This window comes from Ruegeria sp. CJ3, assembly GCF_056536725.1.
The window spans coordinates 238,759-260,028 of sequence record NZ_JBQFQE010000002.1 but is presented as its reverse complement, the minus strand read 5'-3'; the positions used below and the strand labels follow the sequence as shown (position 1 = coordinate 260,028).

Here is a 21,270-nt window from a genome sequence, read left to right as displayed (position 1 = left end):
CATGGCCGGCGCTCAGACCTCATCGAACCCTCACATCCCTGTTCTCTTGCGCCCATTGCTGGCTGCCGTGGCACCTGTGTCTGGCGTCTGGCTGGACGGCACATTCGGCGCGGGTGGCTATACGCGAGGCCTGCTAGAGGCGGGGGCCGAGAAGGTCATCGGCGTGGATCGCGACCCTCTGGCCTTTGAAATGGCCGCCGATTGGCCCGGGGATTATGGTGACCGATTGGTGATGCAGCAGGGGGTGTTCTCGCGCATGGATGAATATGCGCAAGATCTGGATGGCGTGGTGCTGGACCTTGGCGTCTCTTCCATGCAGTTGGATCAGGCCGAGCGCGGCTTTTCCTTCATGAAAGACGGCCCGCTGGACATGCGCATGAGCCAGGAAGGCGAAAGCGCTGCCGATCTGGTGAATACCGCGACCGAGGCGCAACTGGCCGATATCCTGTTTCATTTCGGTGAAGAACGCGCCAGCCGTCGCATTGCCAAGGCCATCGTCACGGCGCGGGCCGAGGAACCGATCACCACGACTCTGCGTTTGGCTGAGATCATAGAATCCTGCCTTCCGCGCCCGAAGCCGGGGCAATCGCACCCGGCAACGCGCAGCTTTCAGGGGCTGCGGATCGCGGTGAATGCCGAATATGAAGAATTGTTTCAGGGTCTTATGGCCGCCGAACGTGCTTTGAAGCCCGGCGGGCAGTTGGCCGTTGTGACCTTCCACTCCATCGAGGATCGGATGGTCAAACGGTTCTTTCAATCGCGCGCGGGCAAGACGGGCCGCGCCAACCGCTATGCGCCCGAGATGGAACAGGAACTGCCGCAATTCACGCTCAAGACCCGCAAGGCGGTGGGTCCCGACGATCAGGAATTGCAGGAAAACCCGCGCGCGCGCTCGGCCAAGCTGCGCGTGGGGATACGCACTGAGGCTCCGGCGGGGGAAATTGAGGCCCGCGCCATCGGGATGCCGCAACTGGGGGGACGGGGAAGATGAAGAGTATATTGTATGTGTTGACGGCCCTGTCTGTCTTTGGGCTGGCGCTGTGGGCTTATCAGGAAAACTACCGAACGCAGCAGGTGCTGAAAGAAACCCAATCGCTGCAGGGTCAGATTGGTGAAGCGCAGGCGCGGCTGGCGGTGCTGAATGCCGAATGGGCCTATCTGAACCGGCCCGACCGTCTGCGCGAGCTGGCCGATCTGAATTTCGAACGTCTCGGCCTGCTGCCCCTGCGGGCCGAGCAATTTGGCCGTGCCGACCAGATCAGCTATGGCGAGGACCCCGACCTGCCCATCGTCGACCCGCTTGAACTGCAGGACATCACCGACGTTCAGGCGCTGGTGGAGGTGCAAGTCCCATGACCCGCACACCGCTCCGCCCACTGGCCCGCATTCTCGACGCCCGCGCCAAAGGCGAAAACCCCAAGGCGATTGAGCGCGAAAACATCCGCAAACGCCACGAAGACATGAAAGACCGCGCCCGCGCCCGGGCCGAGGGTCGCCTGCTGGTGCTGGGCCTGTTCTTCTTCTGCGCCTTCTCGGTCGTGGGCTTCCGCATGGGCGTTCTGGCGACCTCCGAGGCGCAGGAGCCGCTGGCCAATGCGCCCGGCGCCTCGATTGCGATGCAGCGTGGCAATATCGTTGATCGTGAGGGCCGCATTCTGGCGACCAATCTGGACACCTATTCCGTTTACGCCCAGCCGCCCCTGATGATCGACCCGATTGCGGCTGCGGATCAACTGGTCGCGATCTTCCCCGATCTGGAAAAAGAGCGTCTGGTCAAAGACTTTACCGGCAAGCGCAAGTTCCTGTGGATCAAGAAACGCATCTCGCCCGAGCAGAAGCAGGCCGTGCATGATATCGGCGATCCGGGCATCCTGTTCGGCCCCCGTGAAATGCGCCTCTATCCGAATGGCAAGCTGGCTGCGCATATTCTGGGCGGCTCGGGCTTTGGCCGCGAAGGCGTCAGCGCGGCCGAGGTGATCGGCGTGGCAGGTGTCGAGAAACAGTTCGACGACTATCTGCGCGACCCGGCCAATGGCAACAAGCCGCTGCAACTGTCGCTGGACCTGACCGTTCAGGCCGCCGTCGAGCAGGTGCTTTATGGCGGCATGAAGATCATGAATGCCAAGGGCGCCTCGGCCGTTCTGATGAACGCGCATACCGGCGAAGTTGTCTCGGCTGCCTCCCTGCCGTCTTTTGATCCCAATGACCGCCCGCGCCCTCCGACCTCGGGCTTCGATCCCTCGGACAGCCCGCTGTTCAACCGCTATGTGCAGGGCGTGTATGAACTCGGTTCGGTGTTCAAAATCTTCACCGCCGCGCAGGCCGTGCAGCTTGGCTTGGTGAATTCCAACACAATCATCGACACCTCTGGCCCGATGAAGATCGGTCGCTTCCCAATCGGTGAATTCAACGGCAAGAACTATGGCGAGATCAGCGTGGCTGATGTGATCGTCCACAGCTCGAACCGGGGTACCGGGCGGCTAGCGCTGCAGATCGGCGCGCAGCGGCAACAAGATTTCCTGAACGCGCTGGGCATGTTCGACCCGACCCCGTTCGAGATTGTCGAGGCCAAGGGTGGTCAACCGCTCAAGCCCAAGAAATGGGGTGAGCTGAGCACCGTGACCATCTCCTACGGCCATGGCCTGTCGACCAGCCCGATGCATCTGGCTGCCGGGTATGCCGCAATTGCCAATGGCGGGCACTACGTCAGCCCGACCATCCTGCGCCGCAACGGTCCGCAATACGGCCCCCGCGTGATGTCCGAAAACACCGCCAAGCAGGCGCAGAACATGCTGCGCAAGGTGGTCACCGATGGCACCGCCAGCTTTGGTGACGTGGCGGGCTATGATGTCGCAGGCAAGACCGGCACCGCCGACAAGCCCAAGCCGCGCGGAGGCTACTATGATGACAAGGTGATCGCCACCTTCGCCACCATCTTTCCGGCCTACGATCCGAAATATGTGCTGATTGTTACGCTGGATGAACCGTCCATCGTCGCCTATGGCGAAAAGCGCCGCACCGCGGGTTGGACCGCCGTTCCCGTCGCCGCCGAACTGATCGCGCGCATTGCGCCGCTTTTGGGCCTCAGACCCCGGCTTGAGCCTGAGGCGCGCGCTGCTATAACGCTGACCTCAAATTAGGCTGTCCGGCGAAAGGTGGGTCATGGGCGCAACGTCAAAGAAACTCAGCGAACTGGCCCTGACCGCACGGGGCGGGGCGAATCCTGACGTCACCGGACTGGCGGTCGATAGCCGCGAGGTCAAGGATGGCTATCTCTTCGCGGCCCTTCCCGGCACCCGCGTCCACGGCGGAGAGTTCATCCAATACGCCCTGCGCATGGGTGCCGCCGCGATCCTGACCGACGCACAAGGGGCTGAGATTGCCGCCCAAGAACTGGCCGCCTCGGACGCCGCCCTGATCGTCACCCAAGACCCGCGTCAGGCACTGGCAGGAGCCGCCGCCCTGTGGTTCGGTGCGCAACCACAGACCATCGTGGCGGTCACCGGCACCAACGGCAAAACATCCGTCGCCAGCTTCGTGCGTCAAATCTGGACGGAACTGGACCTTGCCGCAGTCAACCTCGGCACCACAGGGGTCGAGGGCGCATGGACCGCCCCGCTGGCCCACACCACGCCCGAACCGATCACGCTGCACCGCTGTCTGGCCGAGGCCGCGCAGAATGGCGTGACCCACGCGGCGATGGAGGCCTCGTCCCACGGCCTTGAACAGCGCCGTCTGGACGGGGTGCATCTGGCCGCCGCCGGGTTCTCTAACTTCACGCAGGATCATCTGGACTATCACGACACGTTCGAGGCCTATTTCGCCGCCAAAGCCGGCCTGTTCGACCGGGTGCTGCCCGAGGACGGCGTCGCGGTGATCAACCTCAGCGATCCCAAGGGTGCGCAAGTGCGCCAAATCGCCGAGGCGCGCGGGCAGAACATCATCACCGTCGGCCCCGAGGGTGCCGATCTTTGCCTTCTGAATCAACGCTTTGACGCCACTGGGCAGGACCTGCGCTTTTCGTGGAAGGGCAAGGTTCATCAAACCCGCCTCAACCTGATCGGCGGGTTTCAGGCCGAAAACGTCCTGCTGGCCTGCGGTCTGGTCATCGCCGCCGGAGAAGACCCCGACCGCGTGTTCGAAACCCTGCCGCATCTGACCACCGTCCGGGGCCGGATGCAGTTGGCCGCGACGCGCGAAAACGGCGCGGCGGTGTTTGTTGATTATGCCCACACACCCGACGCCGTCGCGACCGCGCTGAAGGCGATGCGCCCGCATGTGATGGGCCGTCTGATCGCCATCGTCGGCGCGGGCGGCGACCGTGACGCCACCAAACGACCACTCATGGGGCAGGCGGCAGCAGAAAACGCCGATCTGGTCTTTGTCACGGATGACAACCCCCGCAGCGAAGACCCGGCCACCATCCGCGCCGCCGTCATGCTGGGCGCGCCCGAGGCCACCGAAGTGGGCGACCGCGCCGAGGCCATCCTGCGCGGCATCGACGCCCTGCAACCCGGCGACGCGCTGCTGATCGCGGGCAAAGGCCATGAAACCGGTCAGATCGTCGGTGATCAGGTGCTGCCTTTTGACGATGTTGAGCAGGCCAGCATCTCGGTCGCTGCACTGGACGGGAGGGTCGCATGACGCTCTGGACCGCAGCCGAGGCCGCCGAGGCCACCAAGGGCCGCGCCACCAGTGATTGGCAGGTCAACGGAGTCTCCATCGACACTCGTACATTGCAAACCGGCGACCTGTTCGTGGCGCTCAAAGCCGCCCGCGATGGTCATGATTTCGTGGCGCAGGCGCTGGAGAAAGGCGCAGGGGCCGTGCTGGTCTCCCGCATCCCCGAAGGTGTGCCCGAGGATGCGCCGCTTCTGATCGTGGATGATGTGCTGCAAGGGCTCGAGTCGCTGGGGCAGGCCGCCCGCGTCCGTACGAATGCGCGCGTGGTGGGCGTGACCGGCAGCGTCGGCAAAACCTCGACCAAGGAAATGCTGGCCAGTATTCTGGAAACCCAAGGCAAAACCCATGCCAGCGTCGCCAGCTATAACAACCATTGGGGTGTGCCCCTGACGCTGGCCCGGATGCCCCGCGACACCGAATTCGCCGTGATCGAGATCGGCATGAATCACCCCGGAGAAATCGCCCCTCTGGCCCGTCAGGCGCAGCCGCATGTGGCGCTGGTGACGACCGTCGCGGCGGTGCATCTGGAAGCGTTCGAGAACGTCGCGGGCATCGCCCACGAAAAGGCCGCGATCTTCGACGGGCTGACAACGGGCGGAGCGGCCATCGTCAACGCCGATATCGACCACGCCGACATCTTGCGCGACTGCGCTCGAGCTAAAGGCGCGAAGATCGTCGAGTTCGGCCGCAGTGCAGGGAACTATGCCCTGACCAAGGTGGAGCAGGGGCCGGACAACCTGCAGGCAAAGGCAAATGTTGGCGGCAAAGCCATCCAATACGACGTGCAATCCGCGGGGACCCATTTCGCCATGAACGCACTGGGCGCTCTGGCGGCGTGTGTCGAGATGGGCGTCGATCTGGATCAGGCCATCGCGGGCCTGCGCCGCTGGTCTCCGGTCAAGGGGCGCGGCGTGCGTGAAGTGATCGCGCTGTCCGAGGGTCAGATCGAACTGCTGGACGACAGCTATAACGCCAACCCCACCTCGATGGAGGCCGCTTTGGACGTGCTGGCCGCATCCCAAGGCAAACGCAAGATCGCGTTTCTGGGCGATATGAAGGAACTGGGTACGCAGGAACAGGCGATGCATGCCGCGATGGCGGATGTCGCTGCGATGGCGCAGGTCGATCAGGTGCACTGCATCGGCCCGCTGATGCAGGCGCTGCATAGGGCTCTGCCGGAAAACAAACGCGGGCTCTGGACCGAAACCAGCGCTGAGATGGCTGCCCGTCTGCCCGAACTCATCCGCGATGGCGATGCGGTGCTGGCAAAGGGCTCGCTCAGCATGGCATTGGCGCAGATTGTTGACGGTCTGCGGAAAATGGGGCAAGTGCGCGCGTGATCCATGCCCGGTGCGTAAGAAAGGTATTGGTATGCTTTATTGGTTAACCGCCCTGTCGGACGGAGGCGATTTCTGGAACCTCTTCCGCTATATCACCTTCCGCGCAGGGGGCGCCTTTCTGACCGCGCTGATCTTTGGGTTCCTGTTCGGTAAACCCCTGATCAACGTGCTGCGCCGCAAGCAGGGCAAGGGCCAGCCGATCCGCGATGACGGCCCCGAGGCGCATTTCTCGAAGGCCGGAACGCCCACCATGGGCGGGCTGCTGATCGTGGGCGCGCTGGTGACCTCGACACTGGTCTGGGCGCGCTGGGATAACCCTTATGTCTGGATGGTGCTGTTCGTGACACTGGCCTATGCGGCCATCGGCTTTGCCGACGATTATGCCAAGGTCTCGAAGCAGAACACCAAGGGCGTGTCGGGCAAGATGCGGCTGGCGCTGGGGATCATCATCGCTGTTCTGGCCTCGCTCTGGGCGACGCTGCACCACCCGGCGGATTTGCAGAACCAACTGGCGCTGCCCGTGTTCAAGGATACGCTGGTCAATCTGGGCCTGTTCTACATCCCCTTCGCGGTGATCGTGATCGTGGGGGCCGCGAATGCGGTGAACCTGACCGATGGGCTGGACGGGTTGGCCATCATGCCTGCAATGATCGCGGCCTCGACCCTTGGCGTGATCGCCTATGCTGTGGGGCGGGTCGACTTTACGGAATACCTCGACGTCCATTACGTGCCCGGCACCGGGGAAATCCTGATCTTTACGGCTGCTTTGTTCGGCGGAGGTCTGGGCTTCCTGTGGTACAACGCCCCTCCGGCAGCGGTGTTCATGGGTGACACCGGATCGCTGGCCCTGGGCGGCGCGCTGGGAGCCATCGCCGTGGCCACCAAGCACGAGCTGGTTCTGGCCGTGGTCGGCGGCCTGTTTGTGGTCGAAGCGCTGAGCGTGATCATTCAGGTGCTCTATTTCAAGCGCACCGGGCGGCGGGTGTTCCTGATGGCCCCGATCCATCACCACTATGAGAAAAAGGGCTGGGCCGAGCCCACCATCGTCATCCGCTTCTGGATCATCTCTCTGATCCTCGCGATGATCGGGCTGGCGACGCTGAAGGTTCGGTAACGCTCCCGCCGGGTTCGGAGGGCCTGCGGCCCCCCTGCCACCCGTTGGGCCCGGCTCGCGCTGCCGCGCGAGCCTGAACGCGCCCTTGCCTTTGGCAAATCCTTCGGTGCAGGGTGGCGCTGATTTCTAGACGATGAAGGTGGGCAGCATGATCCCGGTCAAAGGGTTTTCAGGACAGAAAGTAGCGGTTCTGGGGCTGGGGCGGTCGGGTCTGACCACCGCGCGGGCGCTGCGCGCAGGTGGGGCCGAGCCGGTCTGTTGGGATGACAACCCCGCCGCGCGTGAGGCTGCCGAGGATGAAGGCTTCACCTGCGCCGATCTGCGCCGTCACGGGGCGTTTGACGCGATCGCCGCGCTGATCGTTTCCCCGGGTATCCCGCACCTTTATCCGACACCAAACCCCGTTGTGGCCGCCGCGTTGGAGGCGGGCGTGCCGGTGGACAATGATATCGGGTTGTTCTTCCGCTCTTTCGCGGGGCCCGAGTGGAACAATTACGACACTCCGCCACGGGTCATCGCGGTGACCGGCTCGAACGGCAAATCCACCACCGCCGCGCTGATCCACCATATCCTGACCGAGGCGGGGCGCGACTCGCAACTGGCGGGCAATATCGGGCGGGGCGTTCTGGATATCGATCCGGGCGGTGATGGTTCGGTCGTGGTGCTGGAGCTTTCCAGCTATCAGACCGAACTGGCCCGGGCGCTGACCCCGGATGTGGCGGTGTTCACCAACCTCACACCAGATCATCTGGATCGGCATGGCGGCATGGGCGGCTATTTCGCCGCCAAGCGCCGCCTGTTCGCCGAGGGCGGGCCGGATCGCGCGGTGATCGGCATTGACGAGGCCGAGGGCGCGTTTCTTGCGGGTCAACTGGCCGAAGGCCCGACGGACGACCGGGTGATCCGCGTCTCGGTGGCGCGCAAGCTGACCGGGCCGGGCTGGCAGGTCTTTGCGCGCAAGGGGTACCTCGCGGAATACCGCAAGGGTCGTCAGGCGGGCTCCATCGATCTGCGCGGCATCAGGGGCCTGCCCGGCACGCATAACCACCAGAACGCCTGCGCCGCCTATGCTGCCTGCCGCTCGCTGGGCCTCGCGCCCCGGGTGATCGAGGATGCGCTGCACTCCTTCCCCGGCCTGCCGCATCGCAGCCAGATCATCGCCGAGGCGGATGGCGTGACCTATGTGAACGACTCCAAAGCCACCAATGTCGACAGCGCCCTGAAAGCGCTGAGCGCGTTCAAGCAGATCCGCTGGATCTGCGGCGGGTTGGAAAAAGAGGGCGGGCTGGACGCCCTGAACGCCGCCGCCGACCACGTGATCAAGGCCTATGTCATCGGGCGCGAGGCTGCCGGGTTTGCCATGCAGCTTGAGCCTCAGGCGCAGGTCTGCACCACCATGGCCGCGGCCGTCGAACAGGCCATGGCCGACGCACAACCGGGCGAAACCGTCCTGCTGGCCCCGGCCGCGGCCAGTTTCGACCAGTATGACAATTTCGAACAGCGCGGCGATGATTTCGTGGCCGAGGTGCAAAAACGGCTCTGATCGCGTGAAATTTGCAATTGCCCGCCGGTTCGGCGAAGCTGCGGCCTATCTGCTTGACGTCCCACGCACATTGCTTTTTGCCTTTGCGCAATTCAACACGAGGTCATGACTATGCCAAACCGTAAACTTCTGCTGATCGTTCCCGCCCTGCTTGCTGCCGGGGCCTGCACCAATACCGGTGCCAGCTATCAGCCCGTGATCGACGGGCCTGTGGGTCCGAACTACAACTCCGATCTGGCACAATGCCAGCAACTGGCGGCGTCGCAACCCGGCGTCGATGGCTCGACCGCCGGCAACGCCGCGATTGGGGCGGCCGGTGCTGCCGCCGTGACCGGTATCGTTCAGGACAGTAGCGACAATCTGGGCCGTGCAGCCGTTGCCGGTGCGCTGGTTGGCGCGGGCGCGGACGTGATCAACAAGAACCAGAACAAGGAAGTCATCGTGCGCAACTGCATGCGCGGACGTGGCTACAACGTCGTCGGCTAAGGCCGTGCGATCAATTGTGTCGGCTAACGGCCTCCGATGGCGCACCCAGCGGCGTGGCCCGAAGACCACGCCCACTGGAAATTGTAGCCACCCAGCCAACCGGTGACATCCACCGCTTCGCCAATGACATAGAGGCCGGGGACATCCCTGGCCTCCATCGTTTTTGACGACAGATCATCGGTGTCGATCCCGCCCAGCGTCACCTCGGCGGTGCGATATCCTTCGGTGCCCGAGGGCGTCAGCTCCCAACCCGACAGCGCCGCGACCAGATCGGACAGCGCCCCGTCGGACTGGTCCGCCAGATTGCCCGCCATCGGGATGTGTTGGCCAAGATATTCGACCAGCCGCGCAGGCAGATGCCGCGCCAGTTCCGTGGTCAGTGCCTTGCGCCCTCCGGCCTGACGCTGGTCACGCAGCAGGTCGAACAGAGGCAGGTCGGGGATCAGATTGACCCGGAACGCCTCGCCCTCGCGCCAGTAGGACGACAGTTGCAACACCGCAGGCCCGCTCAGGCCGCGATGAGTGAACAGCAGCGCCTCGTCAAAACTGGTGCGGTCGTTCGACAGCCGCGCGGGCAGGGACACGCCCGAGAGGTCCCAGAACCGGCCCTCGGAAAAGGTGAACGGCACCAGCGCCGCCCGGGTCTCGGTCACCCGCAGCCCGAATTGCCGCGCGATATCATAGGCCAGCCCGGTCGCCCCCATCTTGGGGATCGACTTGCCGCCGGTGGCCAGCACCAGATTGCGGCAGGTCAAGGGAATGCGCTTGCCCTCACGCTCAACCTCCAGCGCAAAGCCGCTCTCGGTCTTGCGCAGATCGCGGATCGAGGTCTGCACCCACAGCTCGGCCCCTGCCTGCGCCATCTCGTTCAGCAGCATCTGGATGATCTGTTTCGAGGACCCGTTGCAGAACAACTGCCCCAGCGTTTTCTCGTGCCAGGCAATGCCGTGGCGACCAACCAGATGGATGAAATCCCACTGCGTATACCGTGCCAGTGCCGATTTGCAGAAATGCGGGTTCTGCGACAGGAAGTTGGCAGGCCCCGCATACAGATTGGTGAAATTGCACCGCCCACCACCCGAGATACGGATCTTCTCACCCGCTGCTTTCGCATGATCGATCACCAGCACCCGCCCACCGCACTGGGTCGCGCACATCATGCCGGCCGCTCCGGCCCCGAGGATGATGGTGTCGTAACTCATGCCCCGCCCTTGGCCTGTTCCGGGCGCGATGGCAAGAGGCAGCGGCCCCCAAAAGAGGGTGCGGATGCGCCACAACGCCTGACGAAACCGGCCGGTGCCCTTGACCGAAAGGCAAGCTGCCCCTAGCCATTTCCTAATGTTCTTTGCGTAAAACGCATGTGTTTTGTAATTCTGGTGGAGTTCCCCCACGATGCCGACAACAATCTTTGGTGCATTCCGCAGCGACTCCACCCTGTCTGATGCCGGGGCCTCGTCCAGCGTTGCGGGTTCGACCTTCCAGATTTTCGCCTACAACCAGATCACCATCGAAGACGGTGCAGATGGCACGATCTTCGACGGTGACGATATCTCGAACGAAACCGCCAACGACCCGACCCAGACGTTCGATGACGAGATCATCTATTGGGATTTCACCGTTTCGGTCACCGATGGCACCAACACCTATCAGATCGGCCTGTTTGACTATGACATCAACGGCGATGGCAACTCGATCGGGGTGGATTCCGAAGATGGCTTTTTCCTGGCCTTTATCGATGGCTCCGTCCCGCCGCTCAACACGACGCTGACGATCATCGATATCATCGACAACGGTCCCGACATCGATATCGACACCGTTGTGCCCTGTTTCGTCGCCGGAACCCGGATTGAAACGCCAGATGGCCACCGCGCGGTCGAAACGCTGGCGGTCGGGGACGCGGTGACGACCCTTGATCACGGTCCGCAGGTGATCCGCTGGATCGGGTCGCGTGACCTGGACAGCATTGATCTGCAGGGCAAGCCCAGGCTGCGCCCGATCCGGATCGCCCGCGGCGCACTGGGTGACGGGCTGCCGCACAACGACCTGTGTGTCTCGCCACAGCACCGGATGCTGGTGCGCTCGCCCATCGCGGTGCGCATGTTCTCGGCGCAAGAGGTCCTTGTTCCCGCGCATAAGCTGCTCGATCTGCCCGGCGTGCGCGAAGAGGCTGATTTGAACGCCGTCACCTATTTCCACATGCTGTTCGACCGGCACGAGGTGATCTTTGCCGAAGGTGCCCCGACCGAGAGCCTTTATACCGGCCCCGAGGCCCTGAAAGGCGTCGGCGCAGACGCCCGCGCCGAGATCGAGGCCCTGTTCCCCGAGCTCACCTCGGACGACCACGCACCGCAACTTGCGCGTCCGACACCGGATCGCGGCGGGCAGGTTCGCACGCTGGTCCGGCGTCATGTGAAGAACGGCAAGCCGCTATTGGCCGAATGACGCCTCTGCATTCTGAGGGAAATCAAGCCTCTATGGGGTGAAGTTGATCTTCGTGTTTCACGCGGTTCGCCCGCATGACCGACCCTTAGGATCGGCGGCAAGCAAGGCGGGTGTCCGCAATCGGATCAGCGCTGCCCAGAAATCGTTCAAACCCCGTCATTCCACTGGCCTGAACGCAAAAACACCTGTAGACTCTCAAATAGATCCCGAAAACGGGACGTTAACGAGGCAGATAGTGGCGGTATCTCATGACTGAGATGGTGTATGGCGCGGTCCAGGACCAGCGCGGCGAACCGATTCTTCCAAAGTGGTGGCGGACGATTGATCGCTGGACGATGTCCTGCGTTCTGATCCTGTTTGTCATCGGTCTTTTGCTGGGGCTGGCGTCCTCGCCGCCGCTGGCCGGGCGCAACGGGTTCGATCCGTTCCACTATGTCGAGCGTCAGGCGCTGTTCGGCGGGCTGGCGCTGGTGGCGATGCTGCTGACCTCGATGATGTCGCCGACGCTGGTGCGGCGTCTGGCGATCCTGGGCTTTCTGGCCTCGTTCGTGGCGCTGGCCTTTCTGCCGGTCTTTGGTACTGACTTTGGCAAAGGCGCGGTGCGCTGGTATTCGCTGGGCTTTGCCTCGCTGCAACCGTCCGAATTTCTGAAGCCCGGCTTTGTGGTCGTCGCTGCATGGCTGCTGGCCGCGTCGCAGGAAATCAACGGCCCGCCGGGGCGGCTATGGTCCTTTGCGCTGTGCATGGCGATTGTCGCGATGCTGGTGATGCAGCCCGATTTCGGGCAGGCCTGCCTGATCCTCTTTGGCTGGGGCGTGATGTATTTCGTCGCCGGGGCACCCATGCTGCTGCTGCTCGGGATGGCCGGAGCCGTGGTGCTGGGCGGCATGTTCGCTTATTCCAATTCCGAACACTTCGCCCGCCGCATCGACGGTTTCCTCAATCAGGAACTAGACCCCACCACGCAGCTTGGCTACGCCACCAACGCCATCCGCGAAGGCGGATTGTTCGGTGTCGGCGTAGGTGAGGGGCAGGTGAAATGGTCTCTGCCCGATGCGCATACGGATTTCATCATTGCCGTCGCGGCTGAGGAATACGGGCTGATCCTCGTCCTCATCATCATCGCGCTTTATTCGCTGATCGTCGTACGCTCGTTGCTGCGGCTGATGCGCGAACGCGATATGTTCATCCGTCTGGCCGGAACCGGGCTGGCCTGCATGTTCGGTGTGCAAGCCATGATCAACATGGGCGTGGCCGTGCGCCTGCTGCCCGCCAAGGGCATGACGCTGCCCTTCGTCAGCTATGGCGGTTCGTCGCTGATCGCAGGCGGCATCGCGGTTGGCATGTTGCTGGCCTTCACCCGCTCGCGCCCGCAGGGCGAACTGGGCGACATTCTGCGTGGGCGAGGCTGATGCCGTATCTTCTGATCGCAGCGGGTGGCACCGGGGGCCATATGTTCCCGGCGCAGGCTTTGGCCGAGGCGATGCTGCACAAAGGCTGGCGCGTGCGCCTGTCCACCGACCCGCGCGGTGCGCGCTATACCGGCGCGTTCCCCGAAGGCGTCGAAATCGTCGAGGCCTCTTCGGCCACCTTCGCGCGTGGCGGTATGGCGGCCAAACTGTTGGTCGGCCCCAAGATCGCGGCGGGCGTCACCGGCATGGCCGCGCAGATGATGCGCGACAAGCCTGACGTGGTGGTTGGCTTTGGCGGCTATCCCTCGATCCCCGCTTTGGGTGCGGCAACGCTGTTGAAGATCCCGCGCATGATCCATGAACAGAACGGGGTTCTGGGTCGCGTGAACCAGATCTTCGCCACCCGCGTCGCTCAGGTGGCCTGCGGCGTCTGGCCCACCGACCTGCCCGACGGGGCCAAGGGCGTCCACACCGGCAACCCGGTCCGCGCCGCCGTGCTGGACCGCGCCGGAGCACCTTACATTCCGCCCGGCGACTACCCGATGTCCGTCCTCGTGATGGGCGGCAGCCAAGGCGCGCGCATCCTCAGTGATATGGTGCCAGGGGCCATCGCGGCGCTGCCCGAACAACTGCGCGGTTTCATCCGCGTCTCGCATCAGGCCCGGGACGAGGACGGCGAACGGGTCAAAGCCTTCTACGCCGATCACGGCATTCAGGCCGATGTGCAGCCCTTCTTCGATGATGTCCCTCGCCGCATGTCCGATGCGCAGCTTGTTATCTCGCGTTCAGGGGCCTCCAGCGTGGCGGATATTTCCGTCATTGGACGGCCCTCGATCCTGATCCCCTTTGCCGCCGCCGCAGGCGACCACCAGACTGCCAATGCGCGCGGGCTGGTTCAGGCGGGCGGGGCGATCATGATCCCCGAAAACGCCCTTGACGTTTCCGCGCTGACAGAGCAAATCACCACGGTTCTCACCACCCCCGAGGCCGCCCAGAAAATGGCCCATGCCGCGCTGTCCGTTGGGGCACCGGATGCGACCGAGCGTCTGACCGCCCTCGTCGAACACCTCGCGCAGAAGGAGACCCCATGACCCCAGCCACCAAACTGCCGCAGGACGTCGGACCGATCCACTTTGTCGGTATCGGCGGGATCGGGATGTCGGGCATCGCAGAGGTGCTGCTGAACCTGGGCTACCGGGTGCAGGGATCGGACCTGAAGGCGTCAAAGATCACCGACAGGCTTGCCGCGCTCGGGGCTGAAATTTTCGAAGGCCAGCGCGCCGAAAATCTGGAAAACGCCGCCGTCGTTGTGGTCTCGACCGCGATCAAACCGGGCAACCCGGAACTGGATCAGGCCCGCGCGCAAGGCCTGCCGGTGGTGCGCCGCGCCGACATGCTGGCCGAACTGATGCGCCTGAAATCCAACATCGCGATTGCCGGAACCCACGGCAAGACCACCACCACCACTATGATGGCCGAGCTTATGGTGGCGGGCGATTTCGACCCGACCGTGATCAATGGCGGCATTATCCACGCCTATGGCTCAAACGCCCGCATGGGGCAGGGCGAATGGATGGTGGTTGAGGCTGATGAATCCGACGGCTCGTTCAACCGCCTGCCCGCAACCATCGCCATCGTCACCAATATCGACCCCGAGCATATGGAGCATTGGGGCGATTTCGACCAGCTCCGCGACGGGTTTCACGAGTTCCTGTCGAACCTGCCCTTCTACGGCCTCGCCGTCTGCTGCACCGACCATGCCGAGGTTCAGGCGCTGGTTGGCCGCATCACCGACCGCCGCGTGCGCACCTATGGGTTCAACGCGCAGGCCGATGTGCGCGCCGACAACCTGACCTATAAGGGCGGCGTGGCCCATTTCGATATCCACCTGAGATATGAGGACAAGGTGATCGAGGGCTGCACCCTGCCCATGCCCGGTGATCACAACGTCTCGAACGCGCTGTCGGCGGTGGCCGTAGCCCGCCATCTGGGCATGAAGGCTGCGGAAATCCGTGACGCGCTGGCCAATTTCGGCGGCGTCAACCGTCGGTTCACCAAGGTGGGCGAGGTGAACGGCGTGACCATTATCGACGATTACGGCCACCACCCGGTTGAAATCGCCGCTGTCCTCAAAGCCGCCCGTCAGGCGACTGACGGCCGCGTTATCGCCGTCCACCAACCGCACCGCTATACTCGCCTTTCGGATCTGTTCGATGATTTCTGCACCTGTTTCAACGACGCCGATGTGGTCGCCATCACCGATGTTTTCGCCGCCGGAGAGGACCCGGTCGAAGGCGCCTCGCGCGATGATCTGGTCGAGGGGCTGATCCGCCACGGTCATCGCCACGCCCGCGCGATCCTCGGCGATGACGACCTTGTGCGCCTTGTGCGCGAACAGGCCCGTCCGGGGGATATGGTCGTCTGCCTCGGGGCGGGTTCGATCAGCGCCATGGCCAACGACCTGCCGGACCGTCTGATGGCAAAGGCCAGCTAGTCCCGTGTCGGTGTCGCTCATACTGGCCTGCCTTTGGGTGCTGGCCTCGACCATCGTGGCGATGCTGCCGATGCGCCTACAATTCCCGCCGGGGATCGTGCTGTTCGTCAGTGCGCCCGCGCTGATCGTGTTTCTGGGCTATGACTATGGCTGGTTTGCCGGGTTGCTGGCCTTCGCCGGGTTCGCCTCGATGTTTCGTAACCCGATCCGCTATTACTGGCGCAAGTGGGCGGGAAAAGAGGTGCCGGAATGAACTGGTCGATTGCTCTGGCCGGTCTCTGGGGGCTGGCGGCCAATGTACTGGCGATGATCCCCAGCAAGGATAACCACTGGACCCGGGCCTATATCCTGATCGCCGTGGGCATCCCCATTCTGGGCTATGTGACCTATCAGAACGGTCCATGGATCGGGCTGCTGGTGCTGGCGATGGGCATGTCCGTGCTGCGCTGGCCAGTGATTTACCTGACCCGTTGGACAAAGGCGAAAATGCAGGGCATGAAGGCGGCCAGAAAGTAACGGCCAGTCTCAGGAGGCCCCCCATGGTCGACATCGCCACATTTGCCTATCTGCCCTTGATCTCGCTCGTTTTCGGGGCGCTTGCGGGCTTTGTCGCCGGACGCTGGATCGGGCTGAGGGGGCTGCTGTGGCTGATCGGGCTGGCCTCGGCCGTCGCATTGGTGCTGATCGTGATGCTGGCCGGTGTCGGAACCGGCGAGGAAGAACAGGCCTTCGGCCCCTTCGTCTGGCTGACCGGCGCGGTTCTGCCCTTCCTCTTTGCCGCCATCATGGGCGGCGTCGGCGGGCGCAGCCTGGCCGCACGGGCCGGCGAATGAACACCCTGCCTACCGTCCGGGGCCGCTTGACCAAGGCGCGCCCGCTCAACGACCTCACATGGCTGCGTGTCGGAGGGCCTGCGGATCACCTGTTCCAACCCGCTGACACCGAAGATCTGCAGGCGTTTCTGCGCGATCTGCCGGCAGATGTGCCGGTCTTCCCCATGGGCGTCGGATCGAACCTGATCGTTCGTGACGGTGGCCTGCGCGCCGTGGTGATCCGTCTGGGGCGCGGGTTCAACACGATCTCGGTCGACGGCACCACCGTCACCACAGGCGCGGCGGCGCTGGACGCGCATGTGGCGCGCAAGGCGGCGGATGCAGGCGTTGACCTGACCTTCCTGCGCACCATCCCCGGCTCCATCGGCGGCGCGGTGCGGATGAACGCGGGCTGCTACGGCAGCTACACCGCAGACGTTCTGCAAAAGGCCACCATCGTCACGCGGGCCGGAGAAGTCAAAGACCTCTCACCCCAAGACCTCAACTTCCGCTATCGCCAGTCCGACCTGCCCGACGGCGCGGTGCTGATCTCGGCCACGTTCCAAGGCCCCAAAGGCGATCCCGCCGAGCTCCACGCCCGCATGGAAGCGCAACTTAAGAAACGCGACGAAACCCAACCCACCAAGGACCGCAGCGCCGGATCGACCTTCCGCAACCCCGCCGGGTTTTCCTCGACCGGCAAGGCCGACGATGTGTATGACCTCAAGGCGTGGAAGGTGATCGACGACGCTGGAATGCGCGGCGCCACCAAAGGCGGCGCGCAGATGAGCCCCAAGCATTCGAATTTCCTGATCAATACCGGTGACGCCACCGCCGCAGACCTCGAAGGTCTGGGCGAAGAGGTGCGAAAAAAGGTTTACGAAACAAGCGGCATCACGCTAGAGTGGGAAATCATGCGGGTCGGTGATCCGCTGGAATAATAAAGCCCCAACCGTCAGACCATAATCAGGCAATTAACGGCGACGGATCAAAGGCATAAACGCAGTACGGACCACCACATAAGGTCCGGGGACATTGAGGCGCACATTGGGTATGTCGAGCAGGACAAACCCCAAAGTGGCGGTATTGATGGGCGGCCCCTCGGCGGAACGCGAGGTGTCACTCAGCAGCGGGCGCGAATGCGCAGCCGCCCTTGTGGGAGAAGGCTTTGAAGTGGTCGAGCTGGACGCAGGTCCCGACCTCTATGCGCGCCTATTGGACATCAAGCCGGATGTGGTTTTCAACGCCCTGCATGGCCGCTGGGGCGAGGATGGCTGTGTGCAGGGTCTGTTGGAGTGGATGCGCATTCCCTACACGCATTCCGGCGTGCTGTCCTCGGCTTTGGCCATGGACAAGCAGCGCAGCAAGGAAATCTACCAGACCGAGGGCCTGCCCATCGTGCCCAGCGTGATCGTGCCCAAGGTCGAGGTGGTCGAGGTCCACGTGATGGAACCTCCTTACGTCGCCAAGCCCAACAACGAAGGCTCCAGCGTCGGCATCTATATCGTCCACGAAGGCGCAAATGGCCCCCCGAAGCTGTCCGACGACATGCCCGAACACATCATGGTCGAGAAATACGTCGCAGGCCGTGAACTGACCGTGACCGTCATGGGCGACCGCCCCCTGACCGTGACCGAGATCATGACCGATGGCGGCTGGTACGATTACGACGCCAAATACAAACCGGGCGGCTCGTGGCACGTGCTGCCCGCCGACATCCCGCAGGACATCTTTGACCGCTGCATGGAGTATGCGGTGAAGGCCCATAACGCTCTGGGCTGTCGCGGCGTGACCCGCACCGATTACCGCTGGGATGACAGCATGGGCGCGGATGGCCTGTTCCTGCTGGAAACCAACACGCAGCCGGGCATGACCCCGACCTCGCTGGTGCCCGAACAGGCCGAGCATATCGGCATGAGTTTCGGCCAGCTTTGCGCCTGGATGGTGGAGGACGCCTCATGCGACCGCTGACCGCCACCCGCGCGCCGGTGATCCACCGGACCAAAGCCCTTGCCGGGCCGGATGCGGATTTCGCCGCGGCCCCTCGGCCTGACCCCAAACCCGAACCCAAACTGCGCCTGCGCGGTGCGCGGCTGTTTGGCCGCGCGCAGGCGTCGGACCCCGCGCCGTCGCGCCTCAGCTACCGGTTTCAGCGCTGGATGCTTACCCCCGGCATCCGGCGCGGGCTGAAGATCGGCCTGCCGGTGCTGGCCGTGGTCGCTGCGGTGGGTGGCTATTTCGCCTCGGAAGACCGGCGCGAGGCCGTTAGTACCTATATCGCCGACATCAAAACCTCGATTCAGGAACGCCCCGAATTCATGGTCAACCTGATGGCCATCGACGGGGCAGGGACCGCGCTGTCGGAAGATATCCGCGAGGTCGTGCCGCTCGATTTCCCGCTCAGTTCCTGGGATCTGGATGTCGAGCAAATCCGCGACACCATCACCGGGCTGGACCCGGTGAAATCGGCCACCGTGCGCATTCGCCCCGGCGGCATTCTGCAGGTCGATGTGGTCGAACGCCAGCCGGTCATCGTCTGGCGCACCCGCGACGGGATCGAGTTGCTGGACGAAACCGGGGCCCATGTGGACCGTATCGCCGCGCGCGCCGATCACGCCACCCTGCCGCTGATCGCAGGCAAGGGCGCAGACAAACACGTTCCCGAAGCGCTGCAGATCCTGACCACCGCGCGCAGTCTGGGCGACCGCGTCCGCGGTCTGGTGCGTGTGGGCGAACGCCGCTGGGATCTGGTGCTGGATCGGAACCAGCGCATCATGCTGCCCACCGACCGCCCCGCGCGCGCCTTGGAACGCGTGCTGGCGGTGAATGAGGTGCAGGACCTTCTGGAACGCGATGTGGTGGCGGTGGATATGCGCCTCGGACAGCGGCCAACCATTCGAATGAACAAAACAGCCAGCGAAGACTGGTGGAACACAAAAGTAGATGTGAGTAGCGGGCAGTAACGACCATGATGACCGATCTTTATCAATCCCAACGGGCCATGCGGCAGATGCGCCGGCAGGCCATGCAACGCGGCGTTGTCGCCATTCTGGACGTGGGCAGTTCCAAAATCGCCTGCCTCGTGCTGCGGTTCGACGGCACAGGGCGGCTGTCCGAGGATAACTCGATCGGCTCGATGGCAGGGCAGACCGGTTTCCGCGTGATTGGCGCGGCCACCACCCGGTCGCGCGGCGTGCAGTTCGGCGAAGTCACCGCGATGCAGGAAACCGAACGCGCCATCCGCACCGCATTGCAGGCGGCACAGAAGATGGCCGATATCCGTGTCGACCATGTGATTGCCAGCTTCTCGGGCGCGAACCCGCGCTCTTATGGTCTGGATGCGCAGGTCGATCTGGAGGGCCAACTGGTCACCGAGGCCGAGGTCGGCCGTGTCCTGAACGCCTGCGATGTACCGGATTACGGCGAAGGGCGCGAAGTGCTGCACGCCCAGCCGGTGAATTTCGCGCTGGACAACCGCTCGGGCCTGATTGATCCGCGCGGTCAGTTGGGTCAAAGCCTCGCCGTTGACATGCACATGCTCACCGTCGATGCGGTGGCGATCCAGAACATCGTTCGCTGTATCAAACGCTGCGATTTGGAACTGGCGGGGATTGCGAACTCGGCCTACGTCTCAGGTGTTTCCGCGCTGGTCGAGGATGAGCAGGAACTGGGCGCGGCCTGTATCGACATGGGCGGCGGCACCACCAGCGTGTCGATCTTCATGAAGAAGCACATGATCTATGCCGATTGCGTGCGCATGGGCGGCGATCACGTCACCAGCGATATTTCTATGGGCCTCGGCGTGCCCGCTGCAGTGGCCGAACGCATCAAGACCTTCAACGGCGGCGTCCACGCCACTGGGGCCGACGACCGCGACATGATCGATATCGGCGGCGACACCGGTGATTGGGAACACGACCGCCGCACGGTCAGCCGCGCTGAGCTGATCGGAATCATGCGCCCCCGCGTCGAGGAAATCCTCGAAGAGGTCCGCACCCGCCTTGACGCTGCCGGGTTCGACCACCTGCCCAGCCAGCAGATCGTGCTGACCGGCGGCGGCAGCCAGATCATGGGCCTCGACGGGCTGGCCAGCCGTATCCTCGGCCAACGCGTCCGCCTTGGCCGCCCGCTGCGCGTGCACGGCCTGCCGCAATCAGCGACGGGGCCGGGGTTCTCGTCGGCTGTTGGCCTCAGCCTGTTCGCCGCGCATCCGCAGGACGAATGGTGGGATTTCGAAATCCCCGTCGACACCTACGCCGCGCGCCCGTTCAAACGCGCCGTGCGCTGGTTCCGTGATAATTGGTAAAGCCTTGCGCCGGGCAGTGCTTGGCGCAACGCTCTGGCCTGTGGCGGCCACCGCCCAAACCCTGATCTCTCCGGACGCGTTTCTGGACGCGGTGGTCGGCAAAACCATCACCTTCCACGAAATCCGCAGCGGTATGCTGGTCGGGACCGAGGAATTCCTCAGCCCGACTCTTTCCGTCTGGCGGATGGAAGGGCGCGGCTGCGTCTATGGTCAGATCTCCACGCCCAACGGTCAGATCTGCTTTCTCTACGACGATGCCCCAAATGGCCTGCCGGTCTGCTGGTGGCCCTTCCTGCACAACGACCGCCTGATGGTGCGGCTGGCCAGATTCGTCGGCAGCGAAACGCAAGAGGTCCGCAGCATCACCAAGGACGGCCTGAACTGCCCAAGTACCCCGGTTGGCTAAAGAAACCGGTTGCAGCGCGCGCCGGAATCCCGCAAGATATCCACAAGGCCCGGCAGAGGCCCAGCGGCAGGACATTGAGCAGTTTTCCGCGACCAGAACAAGTGATCAGCCGGTTTTCGCACCCCCGGTTCGGGCGGGTGGGGTCTCTCGGTGTGTAGTGCAACATGAAGCTCTTGCCGCAACATCTGGCGGTCACAGCGAAATGCGGCTGTCTGATGCCTTATTTCCTCCA

Annotated in this window: 21 protein-coding genes; 20 read left to right on the top strand and 1 reads right to left on the bottom strand. The window is 63.8% G+C overall.

Features of this window, described 5'->3' with window-relative positions; translation table 11 throughout:
- The first annotated feature begins 1 nt into the window (after position 1).
- The 8 genes from rsmH (at position 2) to ACR0J1_RS04350 (ending at position 9,166) form a co-directional block, all read left to right on the top strand.
- On the top strand, positions 2 to 991 hold the full coding sequence (rsmH, locus tag ACR0J1_RS04385; RefSeq protein ID WP_480730847.1) for a 16S rRNA (cytosine(1402)-N(4))-methyltransferase RsmH: 990 nt from the start codon (positions 2 to 4) through the stop codon (positions 989 to 991).
- Entirely contained in the window at positions 988 to 1,356 is a 369-nt protein-coding gene (ftsL, locus tag ACR0J1_RS04380; RefSeq protein ID WP_480531245.1) for a cell division protein FtsL, read from the top strand. Before rsmH ends, ftsL begins: the two co-directional genes overlap by 4 nt.
- Positions 1,353 to 3,140 carry a peptidoglycan D,D-transpeptidase FtsI family protein gene (locus ACR0J1_RS04375; protein WP_480730845.1) on the top strand — a complete coding sequence of 596 codons (1,788 nt, stop codon included), beginning with the start codon at positions 1,353 to 1,355 and terminating at the stop codon, positions 3,138 to 3,140. Before ftsL ends, ACR0J1_RS04375 begins: the two co-directional genes overlap by 4 nt.
- 22 nt (positions 3,141 to 3,162) lie before the next feature.
- The gene (locus ACR0J1_RS04370) at positions 3,163 to 4,644 is read left to right on the top strand and encodes a UDP-N-acetylmuramoyl-L-alanyl-D-glutamate--2,6-diaminopimelate ligase (protein ID WP_480730843.1); all 1,482 of its coding nucleotides are present in this window, start codon (positions 3,163 to 3,165) and stop codon (positions 4,642 to 4,644) included.
- A complete protein-coding gene (locus ACR0J1_RS04365; RefSeq protein ID WP_480730841.1) occupies positions 4,641 to 6,023 on the top strand; it encodes a UDP-N-acetylmuramoyl-tripeptide--D-alanyl-D-alanine ligase in 1,383 nt (460 codons plus the stop codon). Before ACR0J1_RS04370 ends, ACR0J1_RS04365 begins: the two co-directional genes overlap by 4 nt.
- 31 nt (positions 6,024 to 6,054) lie before the next feature.
- A complete protein-coding gene (gene mraY, locus ACR0J1_RS04360) occupies positions 6,055 to 7,137 on the top strand; it encodes a phospho-N-acetylmuramoyl-pentapeptide-transferase (protein ID WP_480730839.1) in 1,083 nt (360 codons plus the stop codon).
- A gap of 148 nt (positions 7,138 to 7,285) precedes the next feature.
- A complete protein-coding gene (gene murD, locus ACR0J1_RS04355; RefSeq protein WP_480730837.1) occupies positions 7,286 to 8,680 on the top strand; it encodes a UDP-N-acetylmuramoyl-L-alanine--D-glutamate ligase in 1,395 nt (464 codons plus the stop codon).
- A gap of 111 nt (positions 8,681 to 8,791) precedes the next feature.
- Positions 8,792 to 9,166, top strand: a complete 375-nt coding sequence (locus ACR0J1_RS04350; RefSeq protein WP_480531257.1) for a glycine zipper family protein — start codon at positions 8,792 to 8,794, stop codon at positions 9,164 to 9,166.
- A gap of 23 nt (positions 9,167 to 9,189) precedes the next feature.
- On the opposite strand, the gene ACR0J1_RS04345 is transcribed toward ACR0J1_RS04350, so the two are convergent.
- Positions 9,190 to 10,368, bottom strand: a complete 1,179-nt coding sequence (locus tag ACR0J1_RS04345; protein ID WP_480730835.1) for a BaiN/RdsA family NAD(P)/FAD-dependent oxidoreductase — start codon at positions 10,366 to 10,368, stop codon at positions 9,190 to 9,192.
- A gap of 190 nt (positions 10,369 to 10,558) precedes the next feature.
- Between ACR0J1_RS04345 and ACR0J1_RS04340 the strand changes: the two genes are divergently transcribed.
- From ACR0J1_RS04340 to ACR0J1_RS04285, 12 genes are all read left to right on the top strand, one after another.
- Positions 10,559 to 11,608: a Hint domain-containing protein gene (locus tag ACR0J1_RS04340; protein WP_480730833.1), complete on the top strand. Its 1,050-nt coding sequence runs from the start codon at positions 10,559 to 10,561 to the stop codon at positions 11,606 to 11,608.
- A 248-nt stretch (positions 11,609 to 11,856) separates the two neighbouring features.
- Positions 11,857 to 13,020, top strand: a complete 1,164-nt coding sequence (gene ftsW / locus ACR0J1_RS04335) for a putative lipid II flippase FtsW (RefSeq protein ID WP_480730832.1) — start codon at positions 11,857 to 11,859, stop codon at positions 13,018 to 13,020.
- Positions 13,020 to 14,111, top strand: coding sequence for a UDP-N-acetylglucosamine--N-acetylmuramyl-(pentapeptide) pyrophosphoryl-undecaprenol N-acetylglucosamine transferase (locus ACR0J1_RS04330; protein ID WP_480730830.1), 1,092 nt, complete (start codon positions 13,020 to 13,022; stop codon positions 14,109 to 14,111). Before ftsW ends, ACR0J1_RS04330 begins: the two co-directional genes overlap by 1 nt.
- Positions 14,108 to 15,514 carry a UDP-N-acetylmuramate--L-alanine ligase gene (gene murC, locus ACR0J1_RS04325; RefSeq protein WP_480730828.1) on the top strand — a complete coding sequence of 469 codons (1,407 nt, stop codon included), beginning with the start codon at positions 14,108 to 14,110 and terminating at the stop codon, positions 15,512 to 15,514. Before ACR0J1_RS04330 ends, murC begins: the two co-directional genes overlap by 4 nt.
- Before the next feature lie 4 nt (positions 15,515 to 15,518).
- Positions 15,519 to 15,767, top strand: coding sequence for a DUF2484 family protein (locus tag ACR0J1_RS04320; protein ID WP_480730826.1), 249 nt, complete (start codon positions 15,519 to 15,521; stop codon positions 15,765 to 15,767).
- Positions 15,764 to 16,030, top strand: coding sequence for a DUF2484 family protein (locus tag ACR0J1_RS04315; RefSeq protein ID WP_480531270.1), 267 nt, complete (start codon positions 15,764 to 15,766; stop codon positions 16,028 to 16,030). Before ACR0J1_RS04320 ends, ACR0J1_RS04315 begins: the two co-directional genes overlap by 4 nt.
- 23 nt (positions 16,031 to 16,053) lie before the next feature.
- Positions 16,054 to 16,347 carry a hypothetical protein gene (locus ACR0J1_RS04310; RefSeq protein ID WP_480730824.1) on the top strand — a complete coding sequence of 98 codons (294 nt, stop codon included), beginning with the start codon at positions 16,054 to 16,056 and terminating at the stop codon, positions 16,345 to 16,347.
- Positions 16,344 to 17,267 (top strand): UDP-N-acetylmuramate dehydrogenase, encoded by a 924-nt coding sequence (gene murB, locus ACR0J1_RS04305; protein WP_480730822.1) that lies wholly within the window; start codon positions 16,344 to 16,346, stop codon positions 17,265 to 17,267. Before ACR0J1_RS04310 ends, murB begins: the two co-directional genes overlap by 4 nt.
- 112 nt (positions 17,268 to 17,379) lie before the next feature.
- Positions 17,380 to 18,297 carry a D-alanine--D-alanine ligase gene (locus ACR0J1_RS04300; protein WP_480730820.1) on the top strand — a complete coding sequence of 306 codons (918 nt, stop codon included), beginning with the start codon at positions 17,380 to 17,382 and terminating at the stop codon, positions 18,295 to 18,297.
- On the top strand, positions 18,285 to 19,289 hold the full coding sequence (locus tag ACR0J1_RS04295) for a cell division protein FtsQ/DivIB (protein WP_480730818.1): 1,005 nt from the start codon (positions 18,285 to 18,287) through the stop codon (positions 19,287 to 19,289). The genes ACR0J1_RS04300 and ACR0J1_RS04295 overlap by 13 nt, the downstream gene beginning before the upstream one ends.
- 8 nt (positions 19,290 to 19,297) lie before the next feature.
- The gene (gene ftsA / locus ACR0J1_RS04290) at positions 19,298 to 20,632 is read left to right on the top strand and encodes a cell division protein FtsA (RefSeq protein ID WP_480731307.1); all 1,335 of its coding nucleotides are present in this window, start codon (positions 19,298 to 19,300) and stop codon (positions 20,630 to 20,632) included.
- 4 nt (positions 20,633 to 20,636) lie between these two features.
- Positions 20,637 to 21,038, top strand: a complete 402-nt coding sequence (locus ACR0J1_RS04285; protein WP_480734492.1) for a hypothetical protein — start codon at positions 20,637 to 20,639, stop codon at positions 21,036 to 21,038.
- The last annotated feature ends 232 nt before the right edge of the window (positions 21,039 to 21,270 follow it).